Source organism: Staphylococcus sp. McC-251-APC-3A2 (assembly GCF_009695665.1).
GTDB lineage: Bacteria > Bacillota > Bacilli > Staphylococcales > Staphylococcaceae > Staphylococcus > Staphylococcus cohnii.
This window is the reverse complement of record NZ_VUNO01000001.1, coordinates 234,103-260,129: the sequence shown is the minus strand read 5'-3', so window position 1 is coordinate 260,129 and position 26,027 is coordinate 234,103. Positions and strand designations below refer to the sequence as shown.

Sequence of the window (26,027 nt, the reverse complement as noted above, 5' to 3'; positions counted from 1 at the left end):
TGGTCAAAGTAAGTCAATGTTAAAGCCTCAGTTTTTTTAAAAAATTAAACATTCAGTAAAAACGCTTCAAATACTAGGTTTCCAATTACTTTACCTCTCTCTGTTAAAGAAATATAGTCACCTGTATCATAAATTAATTCTCTCTGTTTTAAATCTTTAATCGCTTCGTCATAAACGTCATCAATCGTTTTATTAAACTTTTGATTAAACCGTTTTCTACTTACACCTTGGTTCATTCTTAAACCTAGAAACATCTCTTCTTCCATTTGTTCACTTTCTGTTGGATATACTGCGTCAAGAATAGGTCTTTCGTTATTTTGTATCTTTTTTATATAATGATTCACGGGATTTACATTATTATAACGTTCGCCATTTACGTAACCACTTGCCCCGGCTCCAAATCCATAATAGCCTTCGTTTTTCCAGTAAACTTTATTGTGTTCTGATTCATGTCCTTTTTTACCAAAGTTTGAAATTTCATATTGATGTAACTCAGTCTCATGCATCCTCTTTAATAAATATTCGTACATTTCTTCTCCGACATCTTCGTTCGGGATTTTCAACTGCCCTTTACGGTACATATTATAGAACTGAGTTTTAGGCTCTAAAATCAAGCCGTAACTTGAAATATGATCAATATCCATCGATAACGCTTTTTCTAAACTATCTTTGAAATCTTCTAAGCTTTGTTGTGGTAAATGGTACATTAAATCTAAACTTATAGAAGGTATCCCAACTTGTCTTGCATTCGATACGGCTCTGTATATATCCTCAGTCTTATGAGAACGTCCTAATATCTCTAACAATTCAGGTTTGAATGTTTGAACGCCCATCGACAATCTATTCACACCATAATCCCTTAACAATTGTACTTTTTCTAAAGTTAATTCATCTGGATTCGCTTCAAAACTAAATTCTCCTTTAATTTCAAAGATTTCTGTAATTGCAGTCAATAATTTCTCAAGTTGCTCATACGACAAAGCAGTAGGTGTGCCACCACCGACAAAAACTGTTTCTAAAGATCTAACTTTACTTTGTTTCATTTCGTTTATTAAGCAATCTAAATACTGATCCACTGGTTGATTTTGTATAAAATATTTATTGAAATCGCAATAAGTACAAATTTTGACACAGAAAGGAATATGGATATAAGCACTTTTCACTTCCATTTTGAGATGACCTTCTTTCGTTAAATAAAATAGATTAACATAACAAAAAAACCGGGGCATAAATCGAATGGATTTAAGGCCCCAATATTTAATAAGTAATAATATTAATCTTCGTCCATCTTAAGCACTGCAAGGAAAGCATCCTGTGGTATTTCAACATTACCAACTGATTTCATTTTTGCCTTACCAGCTTTTTGTTTTTCTAATAGTTTTCTCTTACGGCTAATATCTCCACCATAACACTTAGATAAGACATTTTTACCCATTGATTTTATATTTGTACGGGCGACTATTTTTTGTCCAACTGCTGCTTGTACAGGTACTTCGAATTGTTGTCTAGGTATAAGCGTTTTTAGCTTTTCAACTAACGCTTTTCCTCTTTCATATGCGAAATCTTTATGAACTATAAAACTAAGTGCATCTACTTTCTCTCCATTTAGTAATATATCCATTTTGACTAGGTCACTTTCTTTATTATCAATGAATTCATAATCAAAAGAAGCATAGCCTTTTGTATTTGATTTAAGCTGATCAAAGAAATCAAATACAACTTCAGATAGTGGCAATTCATAAATAATATTGACACGAATATCATCTAAATATTCCATATTAATAAATTGTCCACGTTTACGTTGACATAATTCCATAACTGCACCGACATAATCATTTGGTACCATCATTGTCGCTCTTACAAAAGGTTCATATACCGTATCAATTTGATCTCTTTCAGGCATATATGCTGGATTATCAACAGAGATTTCATCACCATTTTTAAGAATACATTCATAAATCACAGATGGTGCTGTAGCAATTAGTTCTATTCCAAACTCACGTTCAATACGTTCTTGAATAATTTCCATATGCAACATACCTAAGAAACCTGTTCTATATCCAAAACCTAATGCTTGAGATGACTCAGGTTCAAATTCTAATGAAGCATCATTTAATTGCAACTTTTCTAATGCCTCTCGTAAATCATTGTAATCTTTATTATCTATAGGGAATAAACCACAGAAAACCATCGGATTCATTTTTTTATAGCCTTTTAACGGCTCTGCTGCTGGACGATCTAGATGTGTAATCGTATCTCCGACACGTGAATCATCTACATTTTTAATACTGGCAATGACATAACCTACATCCCCTACCGTAAGCTCACTAACTGGTAATTGTTTAGGTGTATTGATACCTACTTCGGTAACTTCAAAAGATTTTCCTGTAGCCATCATTTTAATTTCATCACCCGTTTTCAAAGTTCCTTCAACTATTCGAATTGAAGAAATAACGCCTCTATACGGATCATATTCTGAATCAAAAATCAATGCTTTTAACGGCGCTTCTGGATCTCCTTGAGGTGGTGGTACCACTTCTACAATTTTTTCTAATATATCTTCAATGCCAATATTTGATTTTGCACTGGCTAATACGACATCATCTTTATCTAGCCCTATTACATCTTCTACTTCTTGCTTTACACGTTCAGGTTCTGCTGCTGGTAAATCAATTTTATTTACAACTGGTAATAACTCTAAATCGTTATCTAGTGCCAAATAAACATTGGCTAATGTTTGAGCCTCTATGCCCTGCGCAGCATCTACAACTAATATAGCCCCCTCACAGGCAGCTAATGATCTAGAAACTTCATATGTAAAATCTACGTGTCCAGGTGTATCGATCAAGTGAAACGTATAAGTCTCACCATCTTTTGCATCATATTTTAAACGCACAGCATTTAATTTTATTGTTATACCGCGTTCTCTCTCTAAATCCATAGAATCCAATAACTGTGATTGCATCTCACGTGATTCAACAGATTTAGTATTTTCCAAAATTCTATCTGCTAATGTAGATTTCCCATGGTCAATATGTGCAATAATAGAAAAGTTTCTTATATTTTCACGCTTGCTTAAACGATTTTCTTTATCCATGTATTATCAGTCTCACTTTCATAATTCTAGCCCGTAAATATGTATGACATTCTTTGATATAATAACGTTTTTATTTACTAATTGCAAACTTGATAAAATTAATAGTAAATTTTAAAGTTATGTGTATATTTTATCGTCTATGTAACTATTTTTATGTATATCTTTTGTCATTATAATTATTATTGTACCATTTATCGCGACTTTACGCGTCTTAATATAAATAAATGATTGCAGAAACCTGGTTGTTTTGATAAAATATTTCTTGTTGTAATCAAATTAATTTTTGATAGCGAAGATCACACTTTTAGGAGGTGACAGACATGCCAAACATTAAATCTGCAATTAAACGTGTTAATACTACTCATGTAACTGAAGAACGTAATATTTCACAAAAAAATGCAATGCGTACAGCTGTGAAAAGAGCTCATACAGCAATCGACACTAATGCTGACGATAAAGCTGAATTAGTAAGCTTTGCATTGAAAAAAGTAGATAAAGCTGCTCAACGCAACTTAATACATTCTAACAAAGCTGCTAGAATTAAATCATCTTTAATGACAGCTGCTAAATAATTTAAAGTTCAAGCCTACGCTTGAACTTTTTTTATTTTTTAAATATATCGAACCCCATGCTTCATAAATTTAGCCCAGAAATGATTTGCAATAAGTGAAATCTCTTCTGGGCTTTTTTCTATATATATATATATGGTTTTATAAGATTAAACATTAAAGATACTTACGTTATAATTCATCGACAACATTATATGCAGTATGACGGTTAGTTAAAACTAAAAACGCTTAATTTATAAGGATAAAATAAACAGTTCAAGTATAAGGTGTTTATCCATATAAGATGATTTTAATTTATAATCTGTTTCTGCGCAATTATCAATGATATTTAATAAACTTTCTAATTCGTAGTGTCTTGCTTGATTTAAAGCCAACTTTACTCTATAAGGATGAACATTGATTGTTTTAGCAATTTGTTGACCACTATAACCCTTTTGTCCTAATATTTTACTTTGATAGAAAAGTCGATAATTACTCGTAATTAGAGCTAATAATTTTATAGGTTCCTCTTTCATCGCTATTAAGTCTTTAACCATTTGAATAGCTTTTGTTTTCTTATTTTTTTGGATATATTCAGTGAGCAAAAAAACATTTTGCTCCAAACTTCTATTAACAATTTGATGAACATCATTTTTGTTAATTGTTGTTCTATCACCTAAAAACAAAATAAGTTTTTCTATTTCTTGCTTAACAATATTAAAATTAACTCCAGTTAATTCAATAACTAAATCTAGTGCATCTTGTTTAATATCTTTATAATTTTCATGCAGTTGACTTTTTATCCAATGCTTTATTTCTTCTTCTGACATTTGTTCTATTTTTTTAATTTGTGCATGTTTTTTCAAAGATTTAACAACTTTTTTTCTTTCGTCTAGTTTAGAATGATTTACTTCAAATAATATTAAAGTGTCACCATCGTATTTTTCTATAAATTCTATCAGTTGATCAATATTATGATTTAACTCTTTAGGTGGCTTCTCACCAGTAAATACATATGCATTTTGTACTAGAACAGCCTTTTTATTAGAGAAAAAAGGCATTGTCAGCGTTTCTTCAATAATTGGAGCTAAATCATTTTCATATAAGTTATATTTAACGAAATTGAATTCATCTTTTGGTGCATCTAAATATTGTTCAATGACTTCAGAAGCTTTTTTTTCAATTAGTTCAGGTACTTCACCATATATCGTTATTATATTGCTGCTCATTCTTAGCACCCTTTCATTTCTATTACACGTTTTATAATTATAACACGCGTCATAGCTTCTCACTAATTAAAAATTTTAATTGAATTGTGAGTGAATTTCTATTTGGTTTTTAAATAAAATGTTCACTTCTCCGTTGATATTTGTTTGAAATATTTTAATGTCAAAAGATTTTAATCTATTGATAATTTGTGGATTGGGAAGTCTATATTTATTTTTTTCGCCTACTGAAATGAGAGCTATTTTAGGCCTAATTGCTTTCAATAAATTATTACTTGTACTCGTACGACTACCATGATGTCCAACTTTTAAAATATCAACATTGTATAAATGATATTTATGTATTAAATTCTCTTCATTATTATTTGTTGCATCTCCCATTAATAAAATTTTATAACTTTTGTACTGTATTAATATAATGATTGATTGTTCATTTAAATTATCAGAATTGGAAATTGTAGCATCTAACAGATTAACTTTCGCTTTATTCATAAAAAATTGTGGTTTATTTTTGAAATCTATTAACTTGATATCCTTTTTTAAACAAGTATTTTTTAAATGATTTAGTTCTTTAATTTTAAAACTATTTGCATTGATAATGATATTTTTAATTTTTAAACTTTTTGTTAAATAATCTAGTTCACCGATATGATCAAGATGTGGATGTGTAACCACAACGTAATCTATCTTTTTTATATTATGTCGTTTTAATGTTGGTAAGATATGATATTTTGAAATACTGTGATTCGCAAAGTTCTGTGTCGAATTAAAATTACCGCCCGTATCGATTAATAATGATTCGTGTAATTTAGTTTCAAATAACAGGGCGTCACCTTGTCCTACATCCAACATTGTAAGTTGGTAGTCGCGTACTTGAGGTAGAATTGTAGAGACAATATATAAGGCAATTAAACTAATTATCATAAATTTATAGCATTTATGAACGAATAAAACTAAACATAGAAACGAAATGAGACATATTATAGTTATTTGAAGATTATTTAAGTTGGGAATGTACCATTGATAAAAGTTGAGTTTATCAAAAAATCCGACCACTTTATCATGCAAAACAATTAATTGATTATAAAAGTTGATTATAAATAATGGTTTGATTGGCAAATGTATGATAAAAGTAAGAAAAATAACGAAGGGAAATAATATGAAAGAATAGAATGGAACAAAAAAGATGTTTGAAATTAGACCAATCCATTGAATTTGATGAAAATGGATACAACTTAAGATAAATGAGCTTAATTGTGCAATCCACGTGATATAGCACAAAGATTGAACAATACCTAAATTCTTTAGTAATGGACTGGCAAAAAGGATTGAAAAAGTGATTAAAAAGGAAAGTTGAAATCCGACATGATAAATTAACGAGGGATTTAAAAATGTTAAAAATATGAATAAAAATCCTAAAATGTTCATTGAATTCTTTATAATGTATTTTGGAAATATGAATATTAACAAACTCATAAATATTGCTCTAACAGCACTTGGAGACATATTTGTATACATGCAATAAATAGGTAATATTATGATTAATATTAGTTTGGTTAAAAACAATGGACATTTTATCCTATTAAGAATATAACATATGATTGCAATAATTATAGCTATATGTGTTCCACTAATAGCAAGTAGATGCGCAATGCCAATCTTTTTAATTGTATCTAATTCATCTTTTTTCATAAGCGATGTATCGCCTGTAATTAATGCAATTGTTTTTTCGGGAAAAGCTATTTTCCATTGTTTCATTTTTTCATAAATAAACGCTTTATGTTTATTTAAAGTATCAGAAAAAGTGCTTGTGTCTTCATAACAACTTGAAAGATGAATATTTTGAATAATAAAAATAAGATTAGGTCTTGTATCGTTTTTTAATGTTCTAAACTGTCCGTGTACCTTACAAGTTTTTTGGAACAAAAATTCAGAAACATTTTTTATTTCTATATTTTTTGATGCATGTATATTATAAATGTAAGTATAAAGCTTTTTACCTATTTTAATTTTACCTTTAAGTATACGATGCTCCAAATTGGGTTTTGTGATAAACTTTGCTTTTCCTTGAAATACTTTATTTATCATTGAAGAATGGTATTCTTTTTCTGATCTCAAGTCATTTTGAAACATCATAAAACTACTTAAAGATATGATAACTATCATGATAAAATGAATTAAACTAAAGCTTTTTCTCTTCATTATTATGACTAGCCCAAGTATTAAAATAAAAGATAAAAATTTATTAAATAGTAGCAAGTTACCAGACAAATAAGCTAAAGCATAATAAATCAATTTTATTTATTGATTAAATATTGTGCTACGTGTTCTTGATTAAATGGAATTTTTTTATACACAATACCTGATTGTTTTAACAAATCTAAAGCATAATGATGATTATGATAGTCTTCAGCATAATAAATCGTTTTAATACCAGCTTGAATAATTGACTTTGTGCAATTCAAACATGGAAAGTGTGTAACATAAATCGTTGCCCCTTCTGTTGACACCCCTTGTTTTGCGCACTGTAGCAATGCGTTCATTTCTGCGTGTATCGTGCGAATGCAATGACCATCTTCCAGCAGGCAATCTTCATCAATACAATGTACTTCTCCAGACACAGAACCATTATACCCTCCGGCTATAATTCTATTATCTTTTACAATCGTTGCTCCTACAGACAATCTTTGACATGTAGAACGCAGCGCTAATAAATGACTTTGCGCCATAAAGTATTCTTCCCATTTAATACGATCCATGATACTAAACCTCCAATTTATGTAAATTTTTAATGTGATATTTATAGATTAAATCGATTTTCGAAAAATTACAACAAAATTTCAGATTGTTAAATATGAACTTAATTTTTCTATTGTTTTAGTACCGAATCCATTAATTTCTTTCAACTGATCAATAGATTTAAAATTACCATTTTGCTCACGATATTCAATGATTGCTTTAGCTTTGACCTTCCCTATTCCAGGTATACTGGTAAGCTCGCTTTCTGATGCAGTATTTAAATTTACTGTTGCACCATCAGCATCCTTTTTTTCTGAAAAATTTATGGCGGTTTCACTTTTATTCAATTGATTCTGAGCTTGTAAATGAGTGTGTTCCCCCTTTTCAGGAATATATATCATTTTCTGATCTATTAATCGTTCTGATAAATTAATGTTCGTTAAATCAGCATGTTCTGAAACGATTGCTTTATCCAACAACTGTTTAACTCGATCATTATTTCTCATTTTATAAACATTTGGATATTTTACCGCACCTTTGATATCAACATAAACAAATGAATCTTTGGTATGGTCATTGCTTTGTGTTTCAGTTTTATTCGATGAATGTTCATTTTTTTCATTTGGTATGGGTTGGTTATGCTCGGGCAATTCTATTGGTGCTATATCATTATTTTTTTTCATTTGTTCGTTATCACGGTTCATCAAAAATGATAAAGTTATGGCTACAGTCACTATTATAAATAGCATAACACAAACCTTTATTGTAGAATTAAATTGACTAAATCTTTCTTTAAACAATTCCCATAATGGTAACAAAAAATCACTCCTTTATAGTTTACACGCATAAAGGAGTGATTTTACTTTTTTATTTTTTAACAATGAAGAACAAGCGCTCTCCTTCTTGATTATCATTCTGGTTTTCAAATTCAAAATCAACAAATGTCGTTATATGTTTAAAACCACATGATTCTAACATTTTAGTGTAAACATCTTTTGAATAAGTCTTTTGGTAATGTGACTCATCAAATCTTTTATATAAGTTATCATCTTGTTTTATAAAAAATGTCATATCATGCCATACGCTTAAAGGTTCTTCGCCACGAATCGCTTCCCAAGCTAAAAATACATTTTCTGTTTCATCAATATAACTTTGATTATTGAATAATGTATTCATCTTGTGTTCAGTATGGACATCAAACATAAATACACCCTCATTCGGCTCTAGATGATGATATACTTGCTGAAAAGTGGATAACACATCTCCATATTCTGTTAAATAATTTAAAGAATCACAAAAAATGGTTATTGCATCAAATTGTTGGTTAAGGTCGAATTCAGTCATATCACCTTCTATCCAATTCACTTCACTGGATTTTTGCATTGCTATCGAAAGCATATCAACACTTAAATCCATACCCGTTATATTATCAAAGTCGTTTAATTTTGAAGTGAAACTGCCTGTACCACAACCAATATCTAAGATAGTTGATTTGTTTTTAGCATAATAATTTACAATATCAAGCCATGATTCGTATGGCTGATCTAAAGTTAATTGATCATAGTAATAGCTCATTTCTTCATATTGAGCCATTATTAATAAACTGCCTGTCCATAAGATTCTAATGGTGCATCACGATATAATTTCTCCAAGTTGTAATAATCACGTTCATCTTTATGGAATACGTGTACTACTACGTTGGCCAAGTCAATTAAAATCCATCTTGCTTCATTAAAGCCTTCCATTCGTTTTACTTCGATTTCCGCTTCATTTGCAGCATCTTTAACTGCACGTGCAATGGATTGAACTTGTCTTTCATTATTGCCGTGGCATACGATAAAATAGTCAGTCATATCGCTAATACCTTGCATATTTAAAGAAATAATATCTTCTGCTTTTTTATTCTCAGTTGCATTGACAGCTAAATTTAATAATTGATCTGATTTCATTTAATCATCCTTTACTCTTTCGTCACTATAATTGTAATAATTCAAGCAAGCAATCGTGGCATCATAAACGGTAATATCTTTCGTGATTAAATATAAAACAGTTCGCTTAGATATTTCATAAATGGTTTTATCTAAGCTACCTTGATTGTATGCTAAATCTCTAATTTCTTCAACGCCTGGGGTTTGACGACCAGGCTCAATATAATCTGCGATAAAAACTAATTTTTCTGTTTTGGTCATTTGAGCACGACCAGTTGTATGATTTTTAATGGCAAGTAATACTTCTTCATCGTTTACACCAAATTGTTGCTCCATTATAACTGCACAAACTGGACCGTGTAAGATTTCTGATCCGTAACTCAACAAGTTGCTATCCAAATCATTTTGTCTAACAATCTGATACATAGATCCCAAATCATCGTACTTGCTATAATCATGTAATATACCTGCGAGTTCTGCCTTATCTTTATCCCCATCATACTGTTCAGCTAATTTAACAGCAGTTTCTGCTACTCTTAGTGAATGATTATATCTTTTCTCAGGTAATTTGTCTTTAACTAGGGAGACAGCTTCATCAAATTTCATATAATCCTTCCTCTCTGATATATTTCTCTACACTTTGAGGCACCAGCGTTTGAATATTACTATGTTGTTTTACTCTTTCCCTGATGAGTGTTGAACTTATATCTATGCGTGGAATATTAATTGCTATCATATTATTTGAAACTTCTTGCTTTGCTTTACCACGATTCACAATTACAAAGGTTACCATTGATTTCAAATTTTCAATCTCATACCACTTTTCTAACTGAATATACTGGTCAGTACCTATAACAAAATATAGTTTAGCATTGGGATGTTTTTCTAAAATATGTTTAATTGTAAAATACGTGTAACTTTGTCCCTTGCGTTCGACTTCGTCTAAATAAACAGATCCAAACCCAAGTTCATTAATTGCACAATGGATCATATCAATTCTATATTTCGCATCTAAGTAATCATCATGCGCTTTGAGCGGTGACATATAACTTGGAATAAAGTAAAACAAATCTGGTTTAATAACATGATTCACTTCGCTAGCAACAACCATGTGAGCTGTATGAATCGGGTTAAACTGCCCACCATATAAGACTATCGTTTTAGACATTATGGCAATTGAATTTGTTTATTATCTTGTGATTCTTTATACAAGACAATCATAGACCCGATTACTTGAACAATTTCACTATGAGTTGCATCGCTTAAAGTTTGCGCTAAATCATTTTTGTCTTCAAAGTTATTTTGTAATACATGTATTTTTATTAATTCTCTATTTTCTAAAATATCATTTAATTGTTCTATCATATTTTCACCAACACCAGCTTTTCCGATTTGGAAAGTTGGGTCAACATTATGTGCTTTACTTCTCAAAAATCTCTTTTGTTTACCTGTTAACATAAAATGCTCCTTTTATAAATAATTTAAAACTGTGCGTTTCATAACTTGCACGTCCGGTTCTGTATCTGTCCATATTTTAAAACTTTCTGCACCTTGATAAACAAACATATCCAAGCCATTATAGATTGGGTTACCTTGGACTTCAGCTTGTTCTAAGATTGGTGTTTTAAAGGGTACATACACAATGTCACTCACTAACGTATCAGACTCTAGATGCTTCAAACTAATTGGTATTTCTTGATTTGTGTTCATTCCTGCTGGTGTCGTATTGATGATAATATCGAATTCGGATAATGCTAATTCAGCATCAGATAATCGAATTTTGTTTACATTCAAATTCCATTGTTCAAATCTGTCCAAAGATCTGTTTGCAATAGTAAGTTTGGGTTGTACATACTTAGTTAATTCATTCGCAATGCCTTTACTAGCACCGCCTGCACCTAAAATTAAGATATAGGCATGTTTTAAATCTGGATACACGCGTTGCAAGCCTTTAACATAACCGATACCATCTGTATTATAACCAATCCATTTACCATCTTCTATCTTAACCGTATTCACGGCACCTACAGTTTCTGATTGTTCATCAATTTCATCTAAAAAAGGTATAATACGTTCCTTATGCGGAATTGTTACATTAAAACCAGAAAGTGCTTTATCTGAAATAATTTCTCTTATTAGATGGAATTTATCTTCAGGAATATTAATCGCTTCATATGCTGCATTGTAATTTAAAGATTCAAAATTAGCATTATGCATCACTGGAGATAAAGAATGATCAATTGGGTGGCCTATTACTGCATATTTCATATTTTACACACCTTACATAATTGAATTTCTTAAAATAACATCAACATTTTTTGGCACGCGTACAATGACTTTTGCACCTGCGTCTATCGTGATAAAGCCTAATCCAGAAATCATTACATCACGTTTTTCTTTACCAGTTTCTAACCTTACGGCTTTAACATTTCTCAAATCAAAATTTTCAGGATTATGAGGTGGTGCTAATACAGATCCTAATTGATTTCGCCATAATTCATTAGCTTTTTCTGTTTTTGTTCTATGAATATTTAAATCATTAGAAAAGTAACAGACTAACGGTCTTTTTCCGCCACTAATATAGTCTATACGTGCAAGTCCACCGAAAAATAATGTTTGTCCTTCGTTAAGCTGATAAACACGTTGTTTAATTTCTTTTCTAGGCATAATTGTTTTAAGTTCATGTTCAGATACTAAATGTGTCATTTGATGCGCTTGAATAATTCCTGGTGTATCATACATAAACGTCGTTTCATCAAGTGGAATATCAATCATGTCCAAGGTTGTACCAGGAAATCTTGAAGTTGTAACAACATCTTTTTCTCCTACACTACGTTCTATTAATTTATTAATTAAAGTTGATTTACCTACATTTGTAGTTCCTACAATATATACGTCTTCATCGTTTCTGATACTGTTAATAGAAGTTAATAGATTTTCAATACCTTCATTTTTGTCTGCTGAAATAAGCACGACATCTTCAGCATCAAGTCCATATTTTTTAGCTGTTTTCTTCAACCATTCTTTTACACGACGTTTATTTATTTGTTTTGGCAAAAGATCTATTTTATTCGCTACAAGAATAATTTTTTTGTTGCCGACGATACGTTTAATTGCATTGATAAATGAACCCTCAAAATCAAATACATCCACAACATTTACTATTATTCCTTTTTTATCTGCTAAGCCATTAAGTAAATTTAAAAAGTCATCGCTATCTAAACCTACATCTTGAACTTCGTTATAATTTTTTAGTCTAAAACATCTTTTACACACAACATCTTCACGAAATAAGTTATGTTCTGGAACATAACCCGGTGCATCAGAATCTTCAGACTGTAAAGGTGCACCACAACCTATACATTTCAATACATCCACTTCACTCAATCAATTTTCCTCCCATTTTATATATCCTTTTTTTCTAAAATGTTGTAATAATCTGCGTTCAATAAGACGATTAAATTTAGTAATCAAGCCATCTGTCTGTTTGACAGGTACTACCATAATAGTAAATAAGCCACGTCTGTTACCACCAAATACATCCGTTAACATTTGATCACCTATTACCACTATCTCTGATGGATCTAAACTCATAGAATGCATTGCACGATCAAATGCACGCCCTCTTGGTTTTCTTGCTTTAAAAATATAATCTACTTTTAATGATTTAGAAAAACTACCAACTCTTTTTTCATTATTATTAGAAACAATTGTAATCGTAATGCCTTTTTGTTTTGCCTCTTCAAACCAAGTTTTAACTGCTTCTGTAGGATCAGCAACATCCCATCCCACTAGTGTATTATCTAAATCAGTAATGATACCTTTTACGCCAGATTCTGCAAGCTTATCTATATCAATTTGAAAAATAGATTGCACATATTCATTTGGCATAAAGTATTTCTTTATTATACCCATTATTTCAATTCACCTTTTTTATATTTTTTTAATTAAATTTTCTACCATTGTACTAGAAGATTTTGCTGCTTTTGTTAAAAATTCATCAAATGTGATACCAGCGTCTCCATCTGCTAAATCTGATATTGCACGTGTGATAATAAATGGTAAATTAAATTGATAGCAAGTCTGTGCAATTGCAGTTGCTTCCATTTCTGCAGCCATCGCTTGAGGGAAATTTGTTTTAATTTTCATTCGTTGGTCTTTTGTACCAATAAAACTGTCACCACTTACAATCAAGCCTACCTTAGCAATTAGTTGTTGATTTGTAATTACTTGTGTCGCTTTGTCAATCAATGATTTATCTGCTACGAATTGTTCAGGCATTTGTGGGATTTGTCCTAACTGATAACCAAATGCTCTAGCATCAGCATCATGATAAGCAACCATATCGCTTACTACGATATCACCAACATTTAATGATTTATCCAATGCACCTGCAGAACCTGTATTAATAATTAAATCAGGTTTGAACTTTTCAATTAATAATGTTGTTGAAATGGCTACATTTACTTTACCAATGCCACTTTGAGTTAATACGACTGCTTTATCATTTATATAACCTTTGTAAAAATATACATGTGCAATATTAATCTCTTCTAAATTCACAAGTTTATTTTTTAAGATTGCTACTTCTTCATCCATAGCTCCAATAATACCGATCATTGTTATTCACCTCAATTTAAAATCCTAACCTTAGTTATTCTACCACATTTAAACTGATAGCTCGACGATTGAATCATATTTATATCAAATTTATATTTCATTATTTATCGTAAGAAATTTATGTAAATTTTCGCATTATCAATTTGATTTAACATGTAAATACATTGTTCTTATTTTAATAGGAAATGACAATGTTTATTTAATGTAAGTATAACTATAAAACAAACCATTCTCTAAGTCCTTATTATAAGCATAAGAACTAGAGAATGGTTACTTTGTAACTATAATGATATTGTTAACTACCTATTAATTGTGTCAATCCTTGCAGTGAATATATACCTGTAACAACTGTGACTAAAACAGCTAAAATACCAAACCAAAGCATCCATGTTGGATGATGATAATCCCCTACGATTGATTTTCGTTTACTAGCAATAAGTATTGTCGTTAATATAATAGGTAAGATAAGTCCATTTAAAGCACCTGCAACGATTAATAATGTTACTGGTTTTCCTAAAAATAGAAAAACAAAAGTTGAAATGACTATAAATGAAATTACAATAATATTTGTTTTATTATAGATCGATTTATGCAATGTTTTTAAGAAAGTCGCACTTGTATATGCTGATCCAATAACTGAAGACATTGCTGCAGCAAATAATACAACACCAAATATATTTCGACCAATTGGTCCTAATACATGCTCAAATACTGAAGCTGGTGGATTTGTATCATTTAAAGTTACGCCCGTAACGACTACACCAAGTACCGCTAAGAATAATAATGCTCTAAGCACACCTGTTGTTAATATTCCTGAAATAGCCGCTTTGTTTACAAATGGCAAATAATGCTTACCACGGATGCCAGAATCTAATATTCTATGTGCACCAGCAAATGTAATATAACCGCCAACTGTTCCACCCACTAATGTGATAATAGGTAAAACAAGTGCTAAAGGTTGTTCCGGCATCACAAGATGTTTAGCTGCGTCAGCATAAGGCGGGTTAGCTTTAAACATTACAAATGCAACAACCACAATCATTAAAACACCTAAAAACATCGTGACAAAATCCATAATTTTTTGACCACTTTTACTTACAAAAATAAGTATTGCTAATACTGCTGTAATAGCTGCACCAATCTTTACATCTAAGCCAAAAATTGCATTTAATCCTAATCCAGCACCTGCAATATTACCAATATTAAATGCGAGTCCACCTATTGCAATTAATATCGATATAAAAGTACCCAATCCTTTAAATATTTCATTAGCTACTTCTTGACCACGTTTACCTGTGACGACCAACACTCTCCAAATATTAATTTGCGCTCCTATATCAATCAATATTGATAATAAAATTGCAAAAGCAAAACTTGAAGTGAACTGCGCAGTAAATACTGCTGTCTGAGTTAAAAATGCAGGTCCAATTGCAGATGTAGCCATTAAGAATACAGAACCTAATAATAACCTTTTATGATTTTTTGTAAATTCAAAATCCTTCGATTCTGTTTTTAATTTTTCTCCCATGTGTTAGCCTCCCAGCTTAGATATAGAAACGCCTTCTTTCGATAATCTTTCTCTTATTTTTGTAACAAATTCTAGTGCATGTTCACCATCTCCATGAACACAAATTGTATCTGCTTGAATATCAATTTCCTTGTTATTTTTCGTAATTACTTTTTGTGATTTAACCATTTTGACAACTTGTTCAATAGCTTCTTCTGTGTCAGTTATTAAAGCATCACTTTCTTTTCTACTCACTAATTGACCATCATCTTCATAACGTCTATCTGCAAACACTTCTGAAGCAGTAGTTAAACCAACAGCTTGCGCTTCTGTAACAAGTAGTGTATTTGATAATCCAACATAAATTAATGATTCATCAAAATCATATACAGCTTGAGCAATCGCATGTGCGATTGCTTTATCACGTGCACCCATTTGATACAGTGCACCATGTGGTTTTACGTGGTTTATTTTAACTTGGTGAACATTACAGAATCCACTTAATGCACCGAGCTGGTAAATGACGATATCATAAATTTCTTTCGGTGACAAGTCCATATTTCTACGGCCAAATCCTTGTAAATCTGGAAGACCAGGATGTGCACCTATACCAACACCATTTGCTTTAGCTAATTCTACCGTTTGATTCATGACATGTTGGTCACCAGCATGAAAACCACATGCAATGTTTGCTGACGTAATTAACGGAATAATTTGATCGTCTCCACCGAATGAATAATTTCCAAAAGCTTCACCTAAATCACAGTTCAAATCAACTTTCATTATGCTTCCTCCTTAATTATTTGATGTCTATCTAAGAATTTAATATCTACATCTTTTGCATCACCATTGGCATATTGTGGATATGATAAAACTGCATATAAGAAATCAGCTGTTGTAGTAAAACCATCAATTACCATTTCATCCAATGTTACTTTTAATTTGTTTATTGCTGAAGCTCTATTAGGTGCTTTTACGATAACTTTCGCTACTAGCGAATCATAATTTGGTGATACCGTATAACCATGATAAAGCAAACTATCGATACGTACGTTAAATCCTTGTGGCAAATGTAATGCTTTTACTTTGCCTGGAGAAGGTTGAAATCCTTTCTGAGGATTTTCTGCGTTGATTCTCGCTTCAATGACATGTCCATCAAATAGTACCTCGTCTTGGTTGAATGGTAATGAACCATGCTTCATTAAATAAAGCTGAGCGTGTAGTAAATCACGATTCGCTCTCATTTCAGTTACTGTATGTTCAACTTGAATTCGCGCATTCATTTCAATAAAGTAATAAGCATCTTCTGTCACTAAGTATTCGATAGTACCTGCACTTCTATAATTAGATGCTCTAGCCACTTTTACAGCATCATTACACATAGATGCTCTCATATTATCGGATAATGCAGCACAAGGTGATTCTTCAATTAATTTTTGATTTTTTCTCTGAACTGAGCAATCACGCTCACCTAAGTGTATGTAATTATCTTTACCGTCTCCTAGCACCTGTACTTCCACGTGCTTAGCTACAGGTATAAATGCTTCCACATATACGCGATCATCATTAAAATATTTTTGTCCTTCACTTTTTGCTTCCTTAAACGACTTTTCCAAAGCTTCTTCAGCTTTGACAATTCTTATACCTTTACCGCCACCACCACTGGCAGCTTTTAATACAAGTGGATAACCAATGTCATGCGCTATTTCTTTAACTTCTTCGATTGTCTCTACTGCAGAAGTAGAACCAGGTATGATTGGTACATTCGCTTGATCAACTGTTTGTCGTGCTGTTATTTTATCACCCATCATTTCCATGGTTTGATCAGTTGGCCCTATAAAATAAATACCATTTTCTTCAACATTTTTAGCAAATGAAGTGCTTTCTGATAAAAAACCATACCCTGGATGTATTGCATTTGCACCACTTATTTTTGCAGCACTAATAATTCTGTCTTGGTTTAAATAGCTATCCAAAGCATTGGCTTCTCCAATACATATCGCTTGATCAGCTAAACTTACATGTAGACTTGACTCATCCCCTAAAGCATAGATAGCCACAGTTTCAATATCCATTTCTCTACATGCGCGAATAATTCTTACAGCAATTTCTCCTCTATTTGCAATTAAACAACGATACAATTCAAATACCCCCTTTAAACTTATTTCACAGTTATAATCGTTTGATCATATTCAACATTTGAACCGTGATTGACATGTATTGTGTCTACAACACCATCCACATCACTTTTTACTTCATTCATTACTTTCATCGCTTCTATGTAACCAATGGTATCTCCTTTTTTAATTTCATCACCTTCACGAATGAGTGGATTTGTTAATTCTTTTTCATCTTGTAAATAAAACGTACCGACCATAGGTGATTTGACAGCCTGATTTGATTGTTCTTCATTTGATATACCTTGCTCATTTAAAGTTGATTCATTATTTGAAGCTAATTGTTGTTGCGCAGGTGATGCAGATGTATTATCTGTAAAATCAATAGTTATTTCATTTTCATAATCTTTATAATTAAATTTTTTAACCCCGTTATCTTTTACAATTTTAATTAATTGTTCTACTTTTTCAAAATTCATTATAATTCCCCTTTCAATAAATGATTAATGCGTATAGATGTATCTCTCAATTGCGTAACATCAAAAATAGGTTGCTCATAAATATTTTTGATTGTATTTTTAAATGCTTCTTCTTGTTGTTCTAATTTTTTAACTGCTTCATCGATTGTGGTCCATTCAAAACGAATCGTATCATTGGGTTGCATTTGAGCTAATTTATGTAAATCAGATGCACAAACGGTTGCTATTTTTGTATAGCCACCTACTGTTTGTTTATCATTTAATAAAATAATAGGATTACCATCATTTGGAACTTGTATACTGCCTAAGGCAACAGGTTCTGATATTATATCTGCCGATGTGTTTGGTGAAATCGTTTCACCTTGTAATCGATAACCCATGCGGTCTGATTTTTCTGATATTTTAAATTCATTGGCTACTAGCTTTTCTTGCGCTTCTTGGCTAAAGCTTTCAATTTGAGGACCCTCAATGATTTGAATAGTGTTTTCTTTAACCTCTGCGACATCAGTAAGTAAACTCAAACCAAGGTTACGTGTATACGAATGATTTTTTTTACACTCTATTACATCACCAGATTTTAATGAACGCCCTTTAAAACCACCAATTTGGCTTCGTGTATGAGTAGCATAGCTATTTGCAACTTTTTGAATTTTCAAAGGTTTACCAAATAATAAGTATCCTCTTGCCCCATTAGTGACTTGTCCAACTTTCAAAACGTCGCCTTTTTTTACTGCTATTACAGTAGATTCATCAATAGTTGCATCGTTAACGGTTGCGTTAAACTCAGCACCTATTAATACAAACGTATTATCTTCTAAAAATTCAATCGTTGGGCCAATAATTGTACATTCAATCGCTGGCCCTTCATTACCAATTAGCGCTAGCCCAGTTCTATAAGCATATTGATCCAAAACACCTGCAGTAGAAAATCCTTGGTCTTGATAGCCGATTCTTCCTAAATCTTGGATCGTACTAAATAAACCTGGATTAATAATTTTAATACTCATATTGAATTTTCACCCATTTCTCAATATCAAATTCACCTTGTTGTGCTTCAACAATCTGTTCGAACGTAGATTCATCTATAGAATAGAATTTTATATAGTCTCCGGATTCATATAAACACATAGGCGTTCTTAAAATATCAAATACCGTAATTGGTGTACGACCGATGATTTGCCAACCTCCTGGAGATTGTTTTGGATATAATCCTGTTTGATTATTCGCAATACCAACTGAACCTGCAGGAATACTTGTTCTTGGTTCTTCTCTTCTAGGAGTAGCTAACTTTGAATTTAATCCTCCTAAAAATGGAAAACCTGGCATAAATCCAAGCATATAAATTAAATATGTATTCTCTGTATGTAACTTAATTACTTCTTCTATTGATAATTGATTATGTGTAGCTACTTCTTGAATATCTGGGCCATAATTACCACCATAAAGTACTGGTAAACTAATGGTTTTTACTTTATTTAAATTTTCATCAAAATCCAGTTTGTTTAATTGTTCTAGTTTCAGTTCATTAACAACTTTCGCTAAACTTTGTTTAGTAATATCTATATGTAGCATAATTGCGCGATAAGAAGGTATCACTTCAATAATAGCTTCATGTTGCTGATCTTTAATGTACTTTTCAACTTTTTGTACTTCCTTAAATGTCGAAGGATCAATTTGTTGTTCAAAGTAAATCATAATTGTCTCTTCATTGATTAATTTATATTCCAACACTTTTCCCCCTTTGTATTATATACATTAAACTATTTTTTAAACATTAATATGTGTACAACATTATAATTGTATCATTAACTAACGCACTATGTTTAATTAGAAATAGTTATAATTGGTGATAATAAACTACTATTGTTAAATACAAATTAACCCTAAATTATCTTAATATTTCAATAATTGTATCAATGATATAAATTTATCAAATAGTTGAAGATAAGTATATATTTTTATTTATAAAGTGTAAAATCCCCCTAACATTAGTTGTTAAGGGGATTTTAATATTACTTGATATTTACAATTTTTACATTGATTTCTGCACCATTTGGTAGTGGAACACGAACCTCTTCGTTTAATTTTTTACCTATTAAACTTTTAGCCATTGGTGATTCATTTGAGATTTTACCATTAAATGCATCAGATTCTGCAGATCCAACAATTTGGTATTCTTCTTCATCTTCACCTGGTAATTCTACAAAAGTTACAGTTTTACCAATTTGTACTTGATTGTTGTCACCTGTATCCTCAATTATAAGTGCATTACGTAGCATATGCTCAATTCTTTGTATGTCTTGTTCGATGAATCCCTGTTCATCTTTAGCAGCATCATACTCAGAGTTCTCAGATAAATCTCCGAATGAACGAGCTACTTTTATTTTTTCAACGACTTCTGGTCTCTTAACTGTCTTTAACTCTTCAAGTTCATTTTCTAGCTTTTCGAAACCTTCTTGCGTCATAGGGTATTGTTTTTGGTTTTCCATATTGTCATCTTCCTTTACTAAAATACTATTGTTTACTTACTAAAGTCTGAATTTTTGTCGTCATTATATCGATCGCAACTTTATTACTTCCACCTTCGGGAATGATAATATCTGCATATCTTTTTGTAGGTTCTATAAATTGATTATGCATTGGTCGAACTACATTTAGATATTGATTTATAACAGAATCCATTGTACGACCTCTTTCTTCTGTATCGCGAAGTAAGCGACGTAAGATTCGTAAATCTGCATCAGTATCAACATAAATTTTGACATCCATTAAATCTCTTAACGTTTTATTTTCAAGCGCAAATATGCCTTCTACGATAATAACATCTTTTGGTTTAAATGCAATCGTTTCATCGCTTCTAGTATGATTTGTATAATCATATGTTGGTACTTCAATCTGTTTACCATTTCTCAAATCGTTTAAATTTTCTATTAATAAGTCATTATCAAAAGCAAAAGGATGATCATAATTGGTCTCTAAACGTTCTTCGAAACTTAAATGCGATTGGTCCTTATAATAATAGTCTTGTGCTAATAATGCAACACTATGGCCTTCTAAATTTTTCATAATTTCGTTTGTGACTGATGTTTTACCTGAACCAGAACCACCAGCGATTCCAATAATAGTCGTACGTTTCATTATCCAATTTCCTTTCTCATCATGTTGTTGGTATAAATTGGATGATCAACTTCAATTTGCACAATTTGCAATGGGTGTCGTGCAGCATCAAGTTTGTTACCTTCTTCATCATAAATAGTTTCAACAACTTGTCTAAATGTATCAATTTCAGGACCAAAAAACTCTATTTCTTCTCCAGGCTCAAATTTATTACGCTGTTGAATCGTAGCGAGTTTGGTTTTTTCATCATAACCAAGGACTAATCCACAAAAATCATAAGCTGAGTTCTTTTTATTTTGTTGCCCAAACATTTGCTCTTCGTAACCAGGTGTGCCTTCAATAAATGCAGAAGCAGTGTCTCTGTTAGCGCATTTTTCCAGCTCAGCTAACCATTCTGGCTTAATTTTAAAATTATCAGGATCTTCTGCATAAGCATCGATGACTTTGCGATATACAGATACAACAGTTGCAATGTAGTGTATTGATTTCATGCGTCCTTCAACTTTAAGTGAATCCACACCAATATCCATCATTTTAGGGATTGACTCAATAAGTTTCAAATCTTTTGGACTCATTGCGAAAGGTGTCACTGCATTTTCATCATAATATAAATCTAAATCACCATCTTTATCAATTTCCAATAGGTCATAATCCCACCTACAGCTTTGACAACAACCACCTCTATTAGAATCTCGAGCTGTCATGTGATTACTTAATGTACATCTACCAGAATACGCAATACACATTGCGCCATGAATAAATGATTCAATTTCAATATCTACTTTGTCTTTCATTTCCTTCATTTCCATAGCACCTGTTTCACGTGCTAATACTACACGATCTAAACCTTCATTTTTCCAAAATTCTACAGCTTTATAATTTGAAAGTGATTGTTGTGTTGATAAATGAATTTCTAAGTTCGGTGCTACGCGCTTACATGTTTCAATGATAAGTGGATCCGCAACAATAATACCAGTGGCACCGGCTGACTCTAAATTTTTTAAATATTCATCCAAACCTGCAATATTTTCATCATGTGCAATAATATTAGTCGTAACGTAAATTTTTGCCCCATATTGCTGTGCGAATGTCACACCTTCTTTGATTTCTTCCATCGTAAAATTATCCGCATTGGACCTTAAACCATACGCTTGTCCACCTAAAAATACTGCATCTGCACCATAATGTACTGCTATTTTGAGTTTTTCTAAATTACCTGCTGGAGCGAGTAGTTCAGGTTTTTTAATCTTATTATTAGTATTGCCTTCAACTTTTTCTAATAATTTCATTATTTAAACCTCCCTTAATAGACTGTTTGCTTATACAAGAATCCTTCATCAAACGGACGATGCTCAGGTTGAATAGCTTCGATCGGATCTACGAGCATAAATTTTTCATCATCATAAGCCTCTGGATCTTCATTGAATAAATCAATAGCTTCTCTATATTGTTCTGTACAAACATTGATATATTCTTCAGTTTGTAATACACCGTCAATCTTGAATGCATCAATATTGGCTGCTAAAAGTTGATCTAACTCTTCAATCAAACATATATCATTGGGCGACATAATATGTGTTCCATTGTAATCCTCAAAAACAGGATATTTGTTATCTCGTTCTTCATCATATAATAACAACTCATTAGCTACTTTGTTTCGATGAATTTTCATTTGTCTTTCTTGGAAAGTAAAATAGTTGCCTAATAACATGCGTTTTGATTGGAACATGCAAGTCATACCATGTACTTGTACTTCAACCTCTACATCTGCATGTTGTTTTATATTTAATATTTCATCTAAACTTAATTCTCTAGCTAGTTGCGCGCGTTGCGCCCCCTTTTTTCCCCAATAGTTGCATTGAAAATAATTTGTGACTAATGCTTCTGCATCCCAATTTAATGGAATTGGGTTTTCTTGTTCATTTACATACATAACTACCGCTGGATCACCAAATATAATACGGTCAACTTTTATCTCATGTAAAAAGTCAATATATGCTTTCAGCGCATTTAAATGATAATTGTGAAATATACCATTTACTGCCACATAGGCCTTTTTCCCATGATTATGTATTAATGTCACTGCTTCCACCAATGCTTCTTTTTTAAATTCTCCTGCTAATCTTAAACCAAATTTTTGCTCACCGATTACAAAAGCATCTGCACCTTTTTCAATTAATGCCTCAATATGTTTAACAGATTTTGGCGTTACTAATAATTCTGTCATTTTGATTCTCCTTTAACCGAAATAGCTAGACCATCATCTATATTTAAGAAATTAGTTGTGAAACGAGGTTGAACCATCAGCCATTCATTATATTCTTGTACTTTTTTTACCATTTGTCTGACATTTCTACTTCTCACTACAGCAATATCTGAAACAAAACCATGATACAAAACGTTATCTGTAACTATTATTCCACCTTCTTTGAGTAAAGGCTCATACAAAGTAAAAAACTTTTTTGATTGTGCTTTCGCAGCATCAATAAATATCATATCAAATGATTCATGTTGGATGTTTTCAAAAGCTTCTAAGGCATCTTTTTCAATTAACTCTATTTGCGTATGATATCCAAATTTTGCAAAATTTTCTTTGGCTTTTAATTGCATATCGACATCACGCTCAATGGTAACCACTTTTATATCCTTAGAAACAGAAGCAAATTGCATACTACTATAGCCAATTGCAGTGCCTATTTCTAAAATACGCTTGGGTTTATGTATTCTGATCAGTTGTTTAATCATATCTAAAGTTAGCCTATCCACGATTGGAACATGATGTTCCACAGCATATGGTCTAAGTTGTTCTATAGCAATATCATTCTCTTTGTGCAATTCTAATAAATATGATTGATTATTATCCATTTCAAAACTTCCTTCAATGTAAATATTTCAAAGTGTTTTTGACAAATAAAATAAATCAGTCAATGATTGTGACTGATTGTATTTCAATTAATAACAACGGCTATATGTTCTTATATTACGAACTACTTTTTATATAATTCTTTGAAATTATCTCATAAATTTAATTTTAACTTTATATATTTTACCACAAAGGCATATATATTATAAGTGTAAATTGTGATAACCAACTTGTTTATATAGCTATATTGAATATTACATCAACTTCACATAATAAATGCGTATAAGAAACTAATACAAAAATCGAAATTATTATGTTTTTATCTCTTTTATCGATTAAATTATCTAACAGAATAAACACCACAATTGTGCAATGGTTATATATTACAATTTTTGCGTAAAATATTGTAGTGATTTGTGTTGTCTCTTGGAGTAAAAAAACACTAGTCTCAGATTTCAGAAAGAGTTAGCACCCGACATAATGAATACAAAAAACTGCCAACAAAGTCAGAAACTTTGTCGACAGTATGAGCTGAAATTTAAAAATTTCAGCTTGATAACGTGATATTAATACATAATGACCAGAATTTTTACACATTAGCTTTTGTAAAATTAGTGGTAAAAACACATTGTCACCTAAGACAAAGTGTAAACAATATTGAATCAATTTGTAATTCAGATTCACACTTTAAATATCAATGCGTATTTTTAGTGTTGTCCAAATATTATTCATGGTTATGATCATGGTCGTCCATTTCAGTGTTAACGACTTCTTCAATCATATCCCATTCTTCATCAGTTTCAACTGGTAAAAATTTTCCGCCTTCGCCATCTACATCAGGCTCATTAATCATTGGTACTAATTCGATTAAATCATCATCATCTGATTCTGCACCTTCTTCAGCAAGAATCACATATTCTTTTTTGAATTCAGGATGGAAAAATTCTAATACTTTTCGATAAAGTACTTCGTTTCCATCTTCATCAAATAAAGTTAATAATTCCTCTTGGTTGTTAATTTCTAATTCAGATTCATGGTTATGTTCAGTCATTATAAAACGCTCCTTTTTATTGTATAGAATCTAAATAGCCTTGTAATATAAATACTGCAGCCATTTTATCTATTACTTTTTTTCGTTTTTGTCTAGAAACATCTGCTTCAAGTAAAGAACGTTCTGCAGCCATGGTACTTAAACGCTCATCCCACATGATTATCTCTACAGATGGCAATGCTTCCTGAAGTTGCTCCTTGTATTGTAACGAAGCTTCGCCTCGAAATCCAATAGAATTATTCATATTCTTTGGCAAACCTATGACAACAGTACCAACTTTTTCTTTCTCTATGATCGTTACTAGTCTGTCTATACCTAGTTCATTCTTATCTTCGTTTATATGGAGTGTATCTAATCCCTGGGCTGTCCAACCCATGAGATCACTTATAGCAATGCCAACAGTTTTACTTCCTACATCTAAACCTAAAATTTTATGTTTTAGCATTAATTACTTTGAGTTCTCTTGTAAATAATTTGAAACTAATTCTTCCATGATATCGTCGCGATCAATACGACGAATTTGGTTTCTAGCTTCATTATTACGTGGAATATACGCAGGATCACCTGATAATAAATAACCGACAATTTGATTTACAGGGTTGTAGCCACGTTCATTCAGCGTGTTATAGACATTTTGAAGTACTGTTTTGACATCTTCTTTTGGAATTTCATCATAATTAAATTTCATTGTTTTATCAAAGTTTTCCATTTTGTAACACTCCTTCGTATCGACTA

The 26,027-nt window shown here is 31.4% G+C and carries 30 protein-coding genes; 1 reads left to right on the top strand and 29 read right to left on the bottom strand.

Annotated features, from left to right (window positions below):
* Window positions 1-44 precede the first annotated feature (44 nt).
* Both hemW and lepA read right to left on the bottom strand, forming a co-directional pair.
* Window positions 45-1,169 (bottom strand): radical SAM family heme chaperone HemW, encoded by a 1,125-nt coding sequence (gene hemW / locus FYJ81_RS01345; protein WP_107384905.1) that lies wholly within the window; start codon window positions 1,167-1,169, stop codon window positions 45-47.
* A 104-nt stretch (window positions 1,170-1,273) separates the two neighbouring features.
* A complete protein-coding gene (gene lepA, locus FYJ81_RS01340) occupies window positions 1,274-3,097 on the bottom strand; it encodes a translation elongation factor 4 (RefSeq protein ID WP_107384904.1) in 1,824 nt (607 codons plus the stop codon).
* 320 nt (window positions 3,098-3,417) lie between these two features.
* Between lepA and rpsT the strand changes: the two genes are divergently transcribed.
* Entirely contained in the window at window positions 3,418-3,669 is a 252-nt protein-coding gene (gene rpsT, locus FYJ81_RS01335; RefSeq protein ID WP_019469386.1) for a 30S ribosomal protein S20, read from the top strand.
* Between the two features lie 230 nt (window positions 3,670-3,899).
* Here the strand turns inward: rpsT and holA are convergent, their stop codons facing one another.
* From holA to FYJ81_RS01200, 27 genes are all read right to left on the bottom strand, one after another.
* On the bottom strand, window positions 3,900-4,874 hold the full coding sequence (gene holA / locus FYJ81_RS01330) for a DNA polymerase III subunit delta (protein WP_107384903.1): 975 nt from the start codon (window positions 4,872-4,874) through the stop codon (window positions 3,900-3,902).
* Between the two features lie 75 nt (window positions 4,875-4,949).
* Window positions 4,950-7,166 (bottom strand): DNA internalization-related competence protein ComEC/Rec2, encoded by a 2,217-nt coding sequence (locus FYJ81_RS01325; protein WP_229767943.1) that lies wholly within the window; start codon window positions 7,164-7,166, stop codon window positions 4,950-4,952.
* A 2-nt stretch (window positions 7,167-7,168) separates the two neighbouring features.
* Window positions 7,169-7,630, bottom strand: a complete 462-nt coding sequence (locus FYJ81_RS01320) for a ComE operon protein 2 (RefSeq protein ID WP_019469390.1) — start codon at window positions 7,628-7,630, stop codon at window positions 7,169-7,171.
* 81 nt (window positions 7,631-7,711) lie between these two features.
* Entirely contained in the window at window positions 7,712-8,428 is a 717-nt protein-coding gene (locus FYJ81_RS01315) for a helix-hairpin-helix domain-containing protein (RefSeq protein WP_226953476.1), read from the bottom strand.
* Window positions 8,429-8,477: 49 nt separating this feature from the next.
* Complete coding sequence (locus FYJ81_RS01310) at window positions 8,478-9,203, bottom strand: class I SAM-dependent DNA methyltransferase (protein WP_107384643.1); 726 nt, start codon at window positions 9,201-9,203, stop codon at window positions 8,478-8,480.
* Between the two features lie 2 nt (window positions 9,204-9,205).
* Window positions 9,206-9,559, bottom strand: coding sequence for a ribosome silencing factor (rsfS, locus tag FYJ81_RS01305; RefSeq protein ID WP_046208128.1), 354 nt, complete (start codon window positions 9,557-9,559; stop codon window positions 9,206-9,208).
* Window positions 9,560-10,144, bottom strand: a complete 585-nt coding sequence (gene yqeK / locus FYJ81_RS01300; protein ID WP_107384644.1) for a bis(5'-nucleosyl)-tetraphosphatase (symmetrical) YqeK — start codon at window positions 10,142-10,144, stop codon at window positions 9,560-9,562.
* Window positions 10,134-10,706, bottom strand: a complete 573-nt coding sequence (nadD, locus tag FYJ81_RS01295; protein ID WP_107384645.1) for a nicotinate (nicotinamide) nucleotide adenylyltransferase — start codon at window positions 10,704-10,706, stop codon at window positions 10,134-10,136. The genes yqeK and nadD overlap by 11 nt, the downstream gene beginning before the upstream one ends.
* Window positions 10,706-10,996: a ribosome assembly RNA-binding protein YhbY gene (gene yhbY / locus FYJ81_RS01290; protein ID WP_019469395.1), complete on the bottom strand. Its 291-nt coding sequence runs from the start codon at window positions 10,994-10,996 to the stop codon at window positions 10,706-10,708. The genes nadD and yhbY overlap by 1 nt, the downstream gene beginning before the upstream one ends.
* A gap of 12 nt (window positions 10,997-11,008) precedes the next feature.
* Complete coding sequence (gene aroE / locus FYJ81_RS01285) at window positions 11,009-11,806, bottom strand: shikimate dehydrogenase (protein ID WP_107384646.1); 798 nt, start codon at window positions 11,804-11,806, stop codon at window positions 11,009-11,011.
* A 12-nt stretch (window positions 11,807-11,818) separates the two neighbouring features.
* The gene (gene yqeH / locus FYJ81_RS01280) at window positions 11,819-12,916 is read right to left on the bottom strand and encodes a ribosome biogenesis GTPase YqeH (protein ID WP_394859704.1); all 1,098 of its coding nucleotides are present in this window, start codon (window positions 12,914-12,916) and stop codon (window positions 11,819-11,821) included.
* A 9-nt stretch (window positions 12,917-12,925) separates the two neighbouring features.
* Window positions 12,926-13,453 carry a YqeG family HAD IIIA-type phosphatase gene (locus FYJ81_RS01275; RefSeq protein WP_107384648.1) on the bottom strand — a complete coding sequence of 176 codons (528 nt, stop codon included), beginning with the start codon at window positions 13,451-13,453 and terminating at the stop codon, window positions 12,926-12,928.
* Window positions 13,454-13,471: 18 nt separating this feature from the next.
* Window positions 13,472-14,158 carry a 5'-methylthioadenosine/S-adenosylhomocysteine nucleosidase gene (mtnN, locus tag FYJ81_RS01270; RefSeq protein ID WP_107384649.1) on the bottom strand — a complete coding sequence of 229 codons (687 nt, stop codon included), beginning with the start codon at window positions 14,156-14,158 and terminating at the stop codon, window positions 13,472-13,474.
* A gap of 295 nt (window positions 14,159-14,453) precedes the next feature.
* Complete coding sequence (locus tag FYJ81_RS01265) at window positions 14,454-15,686, bottom strand: NRAMP family divalent metal transporter (RefSeq protein ID WP_154409228.1); 1,233 nt, start codon at window positions 15,684-15,686, stop codon at window positions 14,454-14,456.
* A gap of 3 nt (window positions 15,687-15,689) precedes the next feature.
* Entirely contained in the window at window positions 15,690-16,448 is a 759-nt protein-coding gene (gene pxpA / locus FYJ81_RS01260; protein WP_107384651.1) for a 5-oxoprolinase subunit PxpA, read from the bottom strand.
* Window positions 16,448-17,806 carry an acetyl-CoA carboxylase biotin carboxylase subunit gene (locus FYJ81_RS01255; RefSeq protein WP_107384652.1) on the bottom strand — a complete coding sequence of 453 codons (1,359 nt, stop codon included), beginning with the start codon at window positions 17,804-17,806 and terminating at the stop codon, window positions 16,448-16,450. Before FYJ81_RS01255 ends, pxpA begins: the two co-directional genes overlap by 1 nt.
* Before the next feature lie 20 nt (window positions 17,807-17,826).
* Entirely contained in the window at window positions 17,827-18,261 is a 435-nt protein-coding gene (locus FYJ81_RS01250) for an acetyl-CoA carboxylase biotin carboxyl carrier protein (protein ID WP_107384653.1), read from the bottom strand.
* Complete coding sequence (locus FYJ81_RS01245; RefSeq protein ID WP_107384654.1) at window positions 18,261-19,268, bottom strand: biotin-dependent carboxyltransferase family protein; 1,008 nt, start codon at window positions 19,266-19,268, stop codon at window positions 18,261-18,263. The genes FYJ81_RS01250 and FYJ81_RS01245 overlap by 1 nt, the downstream gene beginning before the upstream one ends.
* On the bottom strand, window positions 19,258-19,989 hold the full coding sequence (pxpB, locus tag FYJ81_RS01240; RefSeq protein ID WP_107384655.1) for a 5-oxoprolinase subunit PxpB: 732 nt from the start codon (window positions 19,987-19,989) through the stop codon (window positions 19,258-19,260). The genes FYJ81_RS01245 and pxpB overlap by 11 nt, the downstream gene beginning before the upstream one ends.
* Before the next feature lie 284 nt (window positions 19,990-20,273).
* On the bottom strand, window positions 20,274-20,750 hold the full coding sequence (gene greA / locus FYJ81_RS01235; RefSeq protein WP_019469406.1) for a transcription elongation factor GreA: 477 nt from the start codon (window positions 20,748-20,750) through the stop codon (window positions 20,274-20,276).
* A gap of 25 nt (window positions 20,751-20,775) precedes the next feature.
* Window positions 20,776-21,399 (bottom strand): uridine kinase, encoded by a 624-nt coding sequence (gene udk / locus FYJ81_RS01230; RefSeq protein ID WP_019469407.1) that lies wholly within the window; start codon window positions 21,397-21,399, stop codon window positions 20,776-20,778.
* Window positions 21,399-22,667 (bottom strand): peptidase U32 family protein, encoded by a 1,269-nt coding sequence (locus FYJ81_RS01225; protein ID WP_107384656.1) that lies wholly within the window; start codon window positions 22,665-22,667, stop codon window positions 21,399-21,401. The genes udk and FYJ81_RS01225 overlap by 1 nt, the downstream gene beginning before the upstream one ends.
* A gap of 14 nt (window positions 22,668-22,681) precedes the next feature.
* Window positions 22,682-23,605, bottom strand: a complete 924-nt coding sequence (locus FYJ81_RS01220) for a peptidase U32 family protein (protein WP_107384657.1) — start codon at window positions 23,603-23,605, stop codon at window positions 22,682-22,684.
* Window positions 23,602-24,243 (bottom strand): O-methyltransferase, encoded by a 642-nt coding sequence (locus FYJ81_RS01215; RefSeq protein WP_107384658.1) that lies wholly within the window; start codon window positions 24,241-24,243, stop codon window positions 23,602-23,604. Before FYJ81_RS01215 ends, FYJ81_RS01220 begins: the two co-directional genes overlap by 4 nt.
* A 722-nt stretch (window positions 24,244-24,965) precedes the next feature.
* Complete coding sequence (locus FYJ81_RS01210; RefSeq protein ID WP_107384957.1) at window positions 24,966-25,292, bottom strand: DUF1292 domain-containing protein; 327 nt, start codon at window positions 25,290-25,292, stop codon at window positions 24,966-24,968.
* 16 nt (window positions 25,293-25,308) lie between these two features.
* Window positions 25,309-25,737, bottom strand: coding sequence for a Holliday junction resolvase RuvX (gene ruvX / locus FYJ81_RS01205; RefSeq protein WP_019469412.1), 429 nt, complete (start codon window positions 25,735-25,737; stop codon window positions 25,309-25,311).
* A gap of 3 nt (window positions 25,738-25,740) precedes the next feature.
* Window positions 25,741-26,001: an IreB family regulatory phosphoprotein gene (locus tag FYJ81_RS01200; protein WP_019469413.1), complete on the bottom strand. Its 261-nt coding sequence runs from the start codon at window positions 25,999-26,001 to the stop codon at window positions 25,741-25,743.
* Window positions 26,002-26,027 lie beyond the last annotated feature (26 nt).